This is a genomic window from Actinomadura sp. NPDC048021 (assembly GCF_040653135.1).
Taxonomy (GTDB): Bacteria; Actinomycetota; Actinomycetes; order Streptosporangiales; family Streptosporangiaceae; genus Spirillospora; species Spirillospora verrucosospora.
This window is the reverse complement of the sequence record NZ_JBEZJQ010000026.1, coordinates 22,738-34,480: the sequence shown is the minus strand read 5'-3', so window position 1 is coordinate 34,480 and position 11,743 is coordinate 22,738. Positions and strand designations below refer to the sequence as shown.

Annotated in this window: 9 protein-coding genes; all 9 read left to right on the top strand. The window is 73.7% G+C overall.

Going from position 1 to position 11,743, the window contains the following annotated elements; translation table 11 throughout:
- Nucleotides 1-79 precede the first annotated feature (79 nt).
- The 9 genes from mraZ to ftsW all read left to right on the top strand — a co-directional run bounded on the left by mraZ (nucleotide 80) and on the right by ftsW (nucleotide 11,711).
- Nucleotides 80-511, top strand: coding sequence for a division/cell wall cluster transcriptional repressor MraZ (gene mraZ, locus AB0C87_RS33265; RefSeq protein ID WP_360581143.1), 432 nt, complete (start codon nucleotides 80-82; stop codon nucleotides 509-511).
- 245 nt (nucleotides 512-756) lie between these two features.
- Nucleotides 757-1,779, top strand: coding sequence for a 16S rRNA (cytosine(1402)-N(4))-methyltransferase RsmH (gene rsmH / locus AB0C87_RS33260; protein ID WP_345175502.1), 1,023 nt, complete (start codon nucleotides 757-759; stop codon nucleotides 1,777-1,779).
- The gene (locus tag AB0C87_RS33255; protein ID WP_360581140.1) at nucleotides 1,776-2,579 is read left to right on the top strand and encodes a hypothetical protein; all 804 of its coding nucleotides are present in this window, start codon (nucleotides 1,776-1,778) and stop codon (nucleotides 2,577-2,579) included. Before rsmH ends, AB0C87_RS33255 begins: the two co-directional genes overlap by 4 nt.
- 34 nt (nucleotides 2,580-2,613) lie before the next feature.
- Entirely contained in the window at nucleotides 2,614-4,932 is a 2,319-nt protein-coding gene (locus AB0C87_RS33250; RefSeq protein ID WP_360581138.1) for a penicillin-binding protein 2, read from the top strand.
- Nucleotides 4,933-5,013: 81 nt separating this feature from the next.
- Nucleotides 5,014-6,588, top strand: a complete 1,575-nt coding sequence (locus AB0C87_RS33245) for a UDP-N-acetylmuramoyl-L-alanyl-D-glutamate--2,6-diaminopimelate ligase (protein WP_360581227.1) — start codon at nucleotides 5,014-5,016, stop codon at nucleotides 6,586-6,588.
- The gene (gene murF / locus AB0C87_RS33240) at nucleotides 6,585-7,982 is read left to right on the top strand and encodes a UDP-N-acetylmuramoyl-tripeptide--D-alanyl-D-alanine ligase (RefSeq protein WP_360581135.1); all 1,398 of its coding nucleotides are present in this window, start codon (nucleotides 6,585-6,587) and stop codon (nucleotides 7,980-7,982) included. The genes AB0C87_RS33245 and murF overlap by 4 nt, the downstream gene beginning before the upstream one ends.
- Nucleotides 7,979-9,037 carry a phospho-N-acetylmuramoyl-pentapeptide-transferase gene (gene mraY / locus AB0C87_RS33235; RefSeq protein ID WP_345175494.1) on the top strand — a complete coding sequence of 353 codons (1,059 nt, stop codon included), beginning with the start codon at nucleotides 7,979-7,981 and terminating at the stop codon, nucleotides 9,035-9,037. Before murF ends, mraY begins: the two co-directional genes overlap by 4 nt.
- Nucleotides 9,019-10,452, top strand: a complete 1,434-nt coding sequence (gene murD, locus AB0C87_RS33230; protein WP_360581133.1) for a UDP-N-acetylmuramoyl-L-alanine--D-glutamate ligase — start codon at nucleotides 9,019-9,021, stop codon at nucleotides 10,450-10,452. The genes mraY and murD overlap by 19 nt, the downstream gene beginning before the upstream one ends.
- 2 nt (nucleotides 10,453-10,454) lie before the next feature.
- Nucleotides 10,455-11,711, top strand: coding sequence for a putative lipid II flippase FtsW (gene ftsW / locus AB0C87_RS33225; RefSeq protein WP_345175490.1), 1,257 nt, complete (start codon nucleotides 10,455-10,457; stop codon nucleotides 11,709-11,711).
- Nucleotides 11,712-11,743 lie beyond the last annotated feature (32 nt).

The following is an 11,743-nucleotide window of genomic DNA, read 5'->3' as shown; positions in this document are numbered from 1 at the left end:
TGACGGTGGGGAAGAGTGGAGTAGAGTGGGGCGCCGTGGGGGGCGGTAGCGCCCCATGCGGCGCGGGAGGTGGGGCCCGGTGTTTCTCGGCACCCACTCACCGCGCCTCGACGACAAGGGACGACTGTTCCTGCCGGCGAAGTACCGCGAGGAGCTGTCGGGGGGATTGGTGATCACGAAGGGCCAGGAACGCTGCCTGTACGTCTTCCCCATGGCGGAGTTCCAGCGGATAACCGAGGCTCTGCGTGCCGCGCCGGTCACCGAGAAGGCGGTCCGGAGCTACAGCCGGGTCTTCTTCGCCAGCGCCTCCGACGAGGTGCCCGACAAGCAGGGCCGCGTCACCATTCCTCCGCCGCTGCGCAAGTACGCGGGCCTCACCCGCGAATGCACGGTCATCGGGGCCAACACGCGTCTGGAGATCTGGGACACCCAGGCCTGGGAGACCTACCTGGAGCAGGAGGAGCAAACCTTCTCCGACGTCTCGGAGGAGGTGTTGCCAGGGATTCTCTGAGATACGACTTGTCGGTCCGTTGACCGGCACTGGCCCACGTTCGGCCAGGTCTCCAGCCGCTCTCCAGTCAGCTGGCGCAGCTTCCCCGGTGCCAGACGGCGACCCCCCGCGGGCAACGCGGTGATCTTCCTCCAGGGCAGCGGATGGGGACCTGGCCGGGCGAGGCCGCCGCCGGGGGCGCGGGACGGTCCGGTCCGGCGATGCCACACAGTCCGCGAGCGAGGTGGCAGTACAGGGGGTGAAGCATGGACGGCGTGGAGAACGGAGCGGGGAACAGCGCAAGGAACCACGCGGCGCACGACCGGGGGCCCGAGAGCGGCCACATCCCGGTCATGCTCGACCGCGTTCTCGAACTTCTCGTCCCCGCGGCGCAGGCCGTCGCCGGCCGTGCTCCCGTGTACCTCGACGCCACGCTCGGCATGGGCGGCCACGCCGAGGCGATGCTGCGGGCCGTCCCGTCGCTGCGCCTGATCGGCCTCGACCGCGACACCACGGCGCTGGAGCGCTCCGCGCGCAGGCTCGCCCCGTTCGGCGACCGCGTGGCGCTGGAGCACGCCGTCTACGACGAGATCCCCTCCGTGCTGCGCCGGCTTCGCGTCCGGGCGGTCGACGCCGTCCTGTTCGACCTCGGCGTGTCCTCCCCGCAGCTCGACGAGGCCGACCGCGGCTTCGCCTACTCCTACGACGCCCCCCTCGACATGCGGATGGACCGCACCCAGAGCCTGACCGCGGCCGAGGTCGTCAACGGCTACCCGCCCGCCGAGCTCGCCCGCATCCTGCGCGAGTACGGCGAGGAGCGGTTCGCCCAGCGCATCGCCGCCGCGATCGTCAGGGAGCGCGAGCGCGCCCCGCTGGAGTCGACCCGGCGGCTCGCCGACCTGGTGCGCACCTCCATCCCCGCCGCCACCCGCCGCACCGGCGGGAACCCGGCCAAGCGCACCTTCCAGGCGCTGCGCATCGAGGTGAACGGCGAGCTCGACACCTGGCGCCGGGCGCTGCCCGCCGCCCTGGACGCGCTCCCGGTCGGCGGCCGGGTGGTCGTCCTGTCCTACCACTCGCTCGAAGACCGCATCACCAAGCAGGTCCTCGCCGCCCAGGCGGCCGACACGACCCCGCCGGAGCTGCCGGTCCCGCTGCCCGAGCACGAGCCGAGGTTCCGGCTCCTGACGCGCGGGGCCGAAGTGGCGTCCGACGAGGAGACCACGACCAATCCACGGGCCGGATCGGTGCGGATGCGCGCCGCGGAGCGCGTCCGGGAGGCGACATGACCACGACGAGCAGGCGGCCGCCGACCAAGGCGCCGAGGAAGCGGGCCCCGGAGCGGCCGGACGGAGCCGCCCCGGCGCCGGCCGCGCCGCCGAAGAGCCGGCCCGCGGTGACCGCTCCCGCCAAGCCGGCGCCCGCCAAGCCCGCCAAGCCCGCCAAGCCGGCGAAGGCGGCGCCCGCCCCGGCGCGGACGAAGGCCTCGCCGGCCAAGAGCACGAAGGCGACGAAGGCCGCGAAGGCCGCGGGCGGCGCGACGGGAGGCACGACAGGGGCGACCGCGTCGCGACGCGGCGGCCAGAGCGCGCCGCGCGCCCCGTTCGTCCTTCTCATCGTCGGGCTGCTCGGCGGCGCGCTGGTCAGCCTGCTGCTGCTCAACACCGTCCTCGCCAAGGACGCCTTCACGCTGACGCGGCTGCAGCAGAGCAACAAGCAGCTCGAACAGCAGCGCCAGGCCTACGAGGAGGAGATCGCCCGGGAGGGGGCCCCGCAGCAGCTGTCGAAGAAGGCCGAGGGGCTCGGCATGAAGCCGGGCAAGGACCCGGCCTTCTTCTCCACCGAGCCCGGCCGCCCCGGCGGCACCATCCGCCCCGTCCCGCACTCGGCCGCGGCGTCGGCCGGCGCGGCGGGCGTCCTCGGCGTTCCCGGCACCGTGATCCCCGGCGACGGCGTCCCGCCCGCCGACGCCCGCACGAACGGCGCGGGCACGCGGAACGGGCAGGGCGCGGGCACGCGGAACGGTCACGGGAACGGCGCGGGAGCACGGAGCGGCACAGGAGCACAGACCGGGCACGGGGCGCCGTGAACGGGCGAGGGCACGGCGGGGAGCGGGTGGAACGGTGACGAAGGGCCCGGGACGCGGTACCGCTGGGCCGCCCTCCGGCCGCGGACGCGGCTCGGACGGGCGCGGCCCCCGCGGCGCGGCCGGGCGCGACGACAAGAGCGGCCCGGGCGCGGCGCGCGCGTCCGGGCGTCAGACGGGGAACACGCCGCGCCCGCCCGCGGGGCGGGCCGACGGCGCGGGACGGCCGGGCAGGAAGGGCGGCGGCGGCGCCCGCCGGCCCGCGCGCAGCGGCACGGTCCCCACCTCCCGCAAGGAGACCCCGGGCAAGGACACCCCACGTAAAGACGCCCCGCGCAAGGACAGCGGACGTAAGGACGGCGCACGCAAGGAAGGCGGACGCAAGGACACCGCGGGCAAGGAGAAACCGGGCGGGCGGACGGGCGGCGCCGCGACGGCCGTCAAGCGCTCCGCGCGGAAGAAGGCGCCCGCCAGGGGCGCGACGGTGGAGAGCCGCACGGCCCGCAACGCCCAGACAGCGCGGCCGAAGACGGACGGAGCGGGCCCCCGCGGCCCGCGCCCCGGCGGCGGATCCGGACGGCGCCCGCCGCCCGGCCGCCCCCCGCGGTCCCGGGTCCCCTTCCACCGCCGCGACCCGCTCAAGCGGCTCAACGTCGGGCTGCTCGTCGTCGCGTTCGTGCTGTCGCTGTTCGCCGGGCGGCTCGTCCAGCTCCAGACGATCGACTCGGGGCAGTACACCGAGCAGGCGATGCTGCAGCGGATGCGGGAGCTCAAGCTGCCCGCCGTCCGCGGCGACATCACCGACGCGCAGGGCAACCCGCTCGCCATGACGGTGGAGGCCCGCGCGATCTTCGCGGACCCCTCGCTCATCAAGCCGGACAAGCGGCAGCCGATCGTCAACGCGCTGGCCCCGACGCTCGGGCTGAACCCCGCGACGCTGCTGAAGCAGATCAGCAAGCCCGAGACGCGGTTCGTGTACCTCGCGCACGGGGTCCGCCCCGACCAGGCGCGGCTGGTGAGCTCGTGGAACTTCCTCGGCATCGGTACCTTGCCGGAATACCGCCGGGAATACCCCAACGATTCGCTGGCCGCCAGCGTCATAGGTTTCGTGAACGACACGGGGAGCGGCGCCGCCGGCCTGGAGAGCTCGCTGAACGGCGTGCTCGCGGGCAAGGAGGGCTGGCAGCGGGTCGAGATCAGCCCCGAGGGCCAGCACATCCCCATGGGCGAGGACCAGAAGCGCCCGTCGGTGCCCGGCCGCGGGGTCCGCCTGACGCTGCAGCGCGATCTGCAGTTCAAGGCGCAGCAGGCGATCGAGCGGCAGGTCAGGGCGAGCAGGGCCAAGAGCGGCACCGTGATCGTGATGGACCCGCGCACCGGCCGTCTCCTCGCGATGGCGTCCGCGCCGGGGTTCGACCCGAACGACTACGCCGACTCCGACCGGTCCCGCTGGGGCAGCCCCCTGGTGCAGGAGGCCTACGAGCCGGGCAGCACCGGCAAGGTCGTCACCGCCGCGGCCGTCATGGAGCACGGCGGCGTCACCCCGCAGACGCCCTACACCGTCCCGGACAAGATCAAAAAGTACGACGTGGTGTTCCACGACTCGCATCCGCACCAGCCCGAGCGGCTGACGTTCGCCGGCGTGCTCGCCAAGTCGAGCAACGTCGGCACGATCATGGCGAGCGAGACCATCGACTCGCAGCGGCTCTACCAGACGCTGCGCGACTTCGGGTTCGGCCGCCGGACCGGCCTGCCGCTGCCCGGCGAGACGCAGGGCCTGCTGGAGCCGCCGGGCAAGTGGTCGGGCACCGACCGGTACCCGATCGCGTTCGGGCAGACGGTCTCGGTGAACGCGGTGCAGATGGCGAGCGTGTACTCGACGATCGCCAACGGCGGCGTCCGCGTCGCGCCGAACCTGATCGCGGGCACCGTCGGGGAGCACGACAGGTTCACCCCGGCGCCCGAACCGGAGCGCAGGCAGGTCATCAGCGCCAAGACGGCCCGGCAGATCAGCGACATGCTGGAGGGCGTCACGACGAAGGAGGGCACCGCCCCGAAGGCCCAGATCAAGGGCTACCGCGTCGCCGGCAAGACCGGCACCGCCGAGGCCGTCAACCCGCGCTGCGGCTGCTACGACGGCGGCGGCTACACCGCCTCCTTCGCCGGGTTCGCGCCCGCGGACGACCCGCGCCTGGTGGTGCAGGTCGTCCTGCAGGATCCGAAGCGCGGGAGCCACTATGGTGGCGATGCGGCGGCACCGGTCTTCAAGGACGTGATGAGCTTCGCGCTTCAGTCCGAGAAGATCCCGCCGACGGGGAGCAGGCCGCCGATCATCGAGATCCGCGCCCGCGACTGATCGCAGCGAGTACCCTCCTCGCCTGTGAGTCCACCACCCGTGTCCGACCAGTCCCGTACCGTCCGCAACGAAAGAAACGTCATGCGTCCCACCACCAACCCGGCTCGTCCGCTGAGCGGACTCGCGGCGCTCCTCGGAATCGGATCGGACGAACAGGGCGGACAGGACGTATGGGACGCGGTGTCCGTCACGGGGATCACACATGACTCGCGCGCCGTGCTGCCGGGCGACGTCTACGCGGCGCTGCCCGGGGCCCGCGCGCACGGCGCCCAGTTCTCCGCCCAGGCCGCGGAGGCCGGCGCCGTGGCGATCCTCACCGACGCCGACGGGCACGACCGGGCCGCGGCGACGGGCCTCCCCGTCCTGGTGACGGGGGACGTCCGGGCGCGGCTCGGCGACGCGGCGGCGTGGGTGTACGGCGAGCCCGGGCACGACATCACGCTCATCGGCGTGACCGGCACCAGCGGCAAGACCACCACGGTGTTCCTGGTGGAGGCGGGCCTGCGCGCCGCCGGGATCGAGACGGGCCTGGTCGGCGGCGTGGAGATCCGGGTGGGCGGCGACCGGGTGCCGAGCGCGCTCACCACGCCGGAGGCGACCGACCTGCACGCGCTGCTCGCGATGATGCGCGAGCGCGGCGTCGGCGCCGCCGCGATGGAGGTGTCCAGCCACGCGCTGGTGCAGGGCCGGGTCGGCGGCGCCCGCTACGAGGTCGCGGTGTTCACGAACCTGTCCCAGGACCACCTCGACTACCACCCGACCATGCAGGACTACTTCCTCGCGAAGGCGCGGCTGTTCACGCCCGAGTACTCGCGGGTCGGCGTGATCAACCTCGACGACCACTACGGCCGCGAGCTGCTGGAGATCGCCACGGTGCCGGCGACGACGTTCTCCCCGACCGGGGACCCGGCGGCGGACTGGCGGGCCGAGGACGTGCGCGTCGGCGCCGACGGCAGCGTGTTCCGCGTGGTCGGCCCCCTCGGCATCGAGGCCGACGGCGAGGTCCGCCTCGCCGGGCCGTTCAACGTCGCCAACGCCCTGGCCGCGATCGTCGCGCTGGTGGAGGCGGGCATCCCGCTGCAGGCGGCGGTCCGCGGGGTGGCGTCGCTGCCCGGCGTCCCGGGGCGGCTGGAGCGGGTCGACGAGGGGCAGGACTTCGTGACCCTCGTCGACTACTCGCACAAGCCGGGGGCGGTCGAGGCCGTCCTGAACGCGCTGCGGCCCGTCACCGAGGGCGACCTCGCGGTGGTGATCGGCTGCGGCGGCGACCGCGACCGCGGCAAGCGGCCGCTCATGGGCGAGGCCGCCGCGCGGCTGGCCGACATGGCGTACCTCACCAACGACAACCCGAGGTCGGAAGATCCACTGGCCATCCTTGCCGCTATGGTCGAGGGCGGGCTCAAGGTGCCGCAGCCGGAGCGCGCGCACATCGTCGTGGAGCCCGACCGCGCCGCGGCGATCGACCTGGCCGTCGGCCGCGCCCGCCGCGGCGACGTGGTCGTCGTCGCGGGCAAGGGGCACGAGCAGGGCCAGAACGTGGCCGGCGAGGTACATCCGTTCGACGACCGCGAGGTCGTGCGCGCCGCGCTCCGGCGCCGTGCGGACGCGCTCCGGCGCCATGGACAAGGGACAAGAGGGGACGGGACGCAGGCGTGATCCCACTTCCGCTGTCGACGATCGCGGAGATCACGGGAGGGACCCGGCACGGGCCGCCGGACCCGGTGGTGGACGACCCGGTGGTGGACGGCCCCGTGGTGATCGACTCCCGCGCGGTGGAGCCCGGGGCGCTGTTCGCGGCGCTGAAGGGCGACCGCTCGGACGGGCACGACTTCGCGGCCGGGGCCCTCGCGGCCGGGGCGGCGGGCGTGCTCGCGCAGCGCCCGGTGGACGGGCCGTGCGTGGTCGTCGACGACGTCCAGGAGGCCCTCGGACGGCTCGCGAGGGGCGTCCTGGAGCGGCTGCCCGACGTGACCGTCGTCGCGGTCACCGGCTCGGCCGGCAAGACCTCCACCAAGGACCTCATCGGGCAGGTCCTCAGCGGCGCGGGTCCGACGGTCTACCCGCCCGGCTCGTTCAACAACGAGATCGGGCTGCCGCTCACCGTGCTGCGCGCCGACGCCGCCACCCGGCACCTCGTGCTGGAGATGGGGGCCCGCGGCATCGGCCACATCGCCTACCTCACCGGGATCGCGCGCCCGGACGTCGGCGTCGTGCTGAACGTCGGCACCGCGCACGTCGGGGAGTTCGGCGGCAGGGAGAACATCGCCCTGGCCAAGGGCGAGATCGTGGAGGCGGTCCCGCCGGGCGGCACCGCCGTCCTGAACGCCGACGACCCCCTGGTCAGCGCGATGGCGTCCCGGACGCAGGGCGAGGTCGTCATGTTCGGCCGCTCGCCGGGCGCCGCGGTCCGCGCCGAGGACGAGACCCTCGACGAGCAGGGCCGGGCGAGCTTCACCCTCGTGACGCCGGAGGGCGCGGCGCCGGTCGCGCTGCGCCTGCACGGCTCGCACGCCGTCCCGAACGCGCTGGCCGCGGCCGCGGCGGCGCGTGCGGCGGGGCTCGCGCCCGGAGCGGTCGCCGAGGCGCTGTCGGCGGCCGTGCCGGTCAGCCGGTGGCGGATGGAGGTCACCGAGCGGGCCGACGGGGTGACCGTGGTGAACGACGCCTACAACGCCAACCCCGACTCGACCCGCGCCGCGATCGACGTGCTCGTTCACCTGGCCCGCGGCCGCCGCGCCTACGCGGTCCTGGGCGAGATGGCCGAACTAGGTGACTCGTCCGTGGCGGAACATGCCAGGATCGGGCAGCATGTCGCGCGCAGTGGGATCGCCGGGTTCGTGGTGGTCGGTGCGAACGCGGCGGCGATGGCCGAAGGGGCCGGGCAGGTGGCGTCATGGACGGGAGAGTGCGTACAGGTGGATGACGTCGGCGCGGCGGTGACCGTGCTCAGGGAGCGGCTGGCGCCGCGGGACGTCGTGCTGGTGAAGGGCTCCCGCGTGGCCGGCCTGGAACGGGTGGCCGAGGCGATCCTCGCGGAGGACGGCCGATGACCAACATCATCATCGCCGCGGGGATCGCGCTGATCTTCGTCGGGGTCGGCACGCCGGTGTGGATCCGCATCGTCAACCGGCTCGGCTACGGCCAGATGATCCGCGACGAGGGCCCCGAGGCCCACCTGAACAAGCGCGGCACCCCCACGATGGGCGGGACGGTCTTCATCGTCGGCTCGCTCGTCGGCTACGCGGCCGCGCACCTGTTCACCGGGGAGGTCCCCACCATCTCGGGGATCCTGGTGCTGTTCCTGATGACGGGCCTCGGCCTCGTCGGGTTCGTGGACGACTACATCAAGGTGTTCAAGCAGCGCAGCCTCGGCCTGCGCAGCGGCGCCAAGATGATCGGCATCGTCCTCGTCGGCGTCGTGTTCGCGGTCGGATCGCTGAACTTCCCCAACGGCTACGACGTCACCCCCGCCGACCCCCACATCTCTTTCCTGCGCGACTTCGGCCCCTCGATCGGCCCGTACCTGTTCGTGGTGTGGGCGCTGCTGCTCATCGCGGCCATGTCCAACGGCGTGAACCTCACCGACGGTCTGGACGGCCTCGCGGCCGGCCCGGCGGGCATGGTGCTGGCCGCCTACGTCATCATCGGCAACTGGCAGCTGCGCAACAGCTGCGCCGCCAGCCTCGTCCCGAACTGCTACAGCGTCCGCGACCCCCTCGACCTCGCGGTGGTCGCCGCGGCCGTGCTCGGCGGCGTGTTCGGGTTCCTGTGGTGGAACGCCCCGCCCGCGAAGATCTTCATGGGCGACACCGGCTCGCTGGCCCTCGGCGGCGTGCTGGTCGGCCTGGCGATCCTCACCCGCACCCAGCTGCTGCTGGCCATCCTGTGCGGGCTGATCGTGATGATCACGCTGTCGGTGATCATCCAGGTCGGCGGGTTCAAGATGACCCGCAAACGCGTGTTCAAGATGGCGCCGCTGCAGCACCACTTCGAGCTGTCGGGCTGGGCCGAGACCACGATCGTCGTGCGCTTCTGGCTGATGTCCGCGACGTTCGTAGCGATCGGCATCGGCCTGTTCTACCTCGAATGGATGCCGAAGAAGTGAACGAGCGCCCCTGGGAGGGCCGCCCCTGGGACGGCCAGAGCGTGTGCGTGGCCGGGCTCGGCGTGTCCGGCCGCGCCGCCGCCCGCGTCCTCGCCGCGCGCGGCGCCCGCGTCACCATCGTCGACGCCCGCGACGGGGAGGAGCAGCGCGGCCACGCCGCCGAGCTGGAGGCCCGCGGGGTCACGGTCCGCCTCGGCGACGGCGAGTCCCTCCCGGCGGACGCCGACCTCGTCGTGACCTCGCCGGGCTGGCGCCCGGACACGCCGCTGCTCGCCGCGGCCGCCGCGGCCGGCATCGAGATCATCGGCGAGGTGGAGCTGGCGTGGCGGCTCCGCCCCGAGGGCGCGGCGCCCTGGCTGGCCATCACCGGGACGGACGGCAAGACCACGGTCGTGCGGATGCTGGCGTGCATGCTCACCGCCGCCGGGCACAAGGCCATGGCCGTCGGAAACGTCGGCACTCCCATCGTGGAGGCCGTGAGCGAGCCCTACGACGTGCTGGCGGTGGAGCTCTCCAGCTACCAGCTGCACTGGTCCCGCTCCCTCGGGCCGTACGCGGCCACGGTGCTGAACGTCGCGCCCGACCACCTCGACTGGCACGGCTCCATGGACGCCTACGTCGGCGCCAAGGCCAAGATCTTCGCCCCGGGCTGCGTCGCCGTCTACAACGCCGACGACGACACCTCCGCGGCGCTCGCCGAACGCGCCGAGGGCGTGTCCCGGAGGATCGGCTTCACCCTCCAGGTGCCGCGGCCCGGGGAGCTCGGCGTCGTCGAGGAACTGCTGGTCGACCGGGCCTTCACCGACGACCCCGCGAGCCAGGCCGCCGAACTCGCCGCGCTCGGCGACGTGCGGCCGTTCGCGCCGCACAACGTCGCCAACGCCCTCGCCGCCGCCGGGCTGGCCCGCGCGTTCGGCGCGCCGCCCGAGGCCGTCCGCGAGGGGCTGCGGGCGTTCGTCCCCGACCCGCACCGCATCCAGCATGTCGCCGACGTCGCGGGCGTCGCCTACGTCAACGACTCCAAGGCGACCCAGCCGCACGCCGCCGCCGCGTCCCTCGCCGCCTACGACAGCGTCGTGTGGATCGCCGGCGGCCTCCTCAAGGGGCTGGACGTCGACGACCTGGTGCGCTCGTGCGCCGGCCGGCTGCGCGGCGCCGTGCTGATGGGGCGCGACCGGCACCGGATCGCCGAGGCGCTCGCGCGACACGCCCCGGATGTCCCCGTGGTGGACGTCCCCGACACGGACACTGGGGCGATGGACCGCGTCGTCGCCCACGCCTCCGGCCTCGCCCGGCCGGGGGACACCGTGCTGCTCGCGCCCGTCGGGGCCTCCTTCGACATGTTCGCCAACTACCCGGCCCGCGGGGACGCCTTCATCGCGGCGGTCGAGCGCCTCTCCCGGGACGCCCGGTAACGATGACCACCGCGGCCGGGGAGGACGGCGCCGCCCGGCGTCCGGGTCCACGGGAGCAGGTGGTCGCCGCCGTGGGGCTGCTCGACCGGCCCCTCACCTCCTACTACCTGGTGCTGGGCTGCTCGGTGATGCTGCTCGCGCTCGGCCTGACGATGGTGCTGTCGGCCTCCAGCGTGAAGCAGCTCCAGGCGACGGGTTCGGCGTACACGCTGTTCCAGAAGCAGGCCGTGTGGGTCGCGATCGGGCTGCCCGGCATGTGGGTGGCGTCCCGGCTGCCGGTGAAGACGTTCCGCGCGCTCGCCTACCCGCTGCTTCTGCTGTCGGTCGTCGCGCTGGCGCTGGTGCTGGTCCCCGGGCTCGGGCGCAGCGCCGGCGGCGCGACCCGCTGGGTCGACCTCGGCCCGGTGCAGATCCAGCCGTCCGAGCTGGCCAAGCTCGCCCTGGTGCTGTGGGGCGCCGACCTGCTGGCCCGCAAGGACCGGCTCGGCCAGCTCACCGAGTGGCGGCCGCTGCTGGTGCCGCTGATGCCGGGCGCCGGGGTGCTCGTCCTGCTGGTGATGCTGGGCAGCGACCTCGGCACCACGCTGGTGCTCCTCACGATCTTCCTGGCGCTGCTGTGGGTCGTCGGCGCCCCCGGCCGGCTGTTCGTCGGCATCGCGGGGCTCGTGTGCCTGCTCGTGTCGATCCTCATCATCGTCGAGCCGTACCGGATGCAGCGCCTCACCGGGTTCCTCGACCCGTCCGGCAACCAGCTCACCACCAACTACCAGGGCACGCAGGGGCTGTTCGCGGTCGCCTCGGGCGGCCTGTTCGGCACGGGCCTCGGCGAGGGCCGCGCCAAGTGGGACTACCTGCCGCACGCCGAGACCGACTTCATCTTCGCGATCGTGGGCGAGGAGTTCGGCCTCGTCGGGACGCTCGTCGTGCTCGGCCTGTTCGGGATGCTCACCTACGCGGGCCTGCGGATCGCCCGGCGCGTGAAGGACCCGTTCACCCGGCTCGCCGCCGCGGGGGCCACGGCGTGGCTGGTGGTCCAGGCGATCGTGAACATCGGCGCGGTCATCGGCGTCCTGCCCATCACGGGAATCCCCCTCCCGCTGGTGTCCTACGGGGGCTCGGCGCTCATCCCGACCCTGTTCGCGCTCGGCATGCTGCTCGCGTTCGCCAAGCGCGAGCCCGGCGCGCGGCAGGCACTCTCCGCACGGGGTCCCGGACCGGTCGTGAGGGCTCTAAGCTGGCTGGGTCTGGCACGGCGTTGAAATCCCCCCTTCGAACCACGCTGAGGAGTTGT

Bases quoted from the DNA above. Each gene is read 5' to 3' on its own strand.
- AB0C87_RS33255 (WP_360581140.1), top strand. From the start codon at position 1,776: ATGACCACGACGAGCAGGCGGCCGCCGACCAAGGCGCCGAGGAAGCGG.
- rsmH (WP_345175502.1), top strand. From the start codon at position 757: ATGGACGGCGTGGAGAACGGAGCGGGGAACAGCGCAAGGAACCACGCG.
- mraY (WP_345175494.1), top strand. From the start codon at position 7,979: ATGACCAACATCATCATCGCCGCGGGGATCGCGCTGATCTTCGTCGGG.
- ftsW (WP_345175490.1), top strand. From the start codon at position 10,455: ATGACCACCGCGGCCGGGGAGGACGGCGCCGCCCGGCGTCCGGGTCCA.
- AB0C87_RS33245 (WP_360581227.1), top strand. From the start codon at position 5,014: ATGCGTCCCACCACCAACCCGGCTCGTCCGCTGAGCGGACTCGCGGCG.
- murD (WP_360581133.1), top strand. From the start codon at position 9,019: ATGGATGCCGAAGAAGTGAACGAGCGCCCCTGGGAGGGCCGCCCCTGG.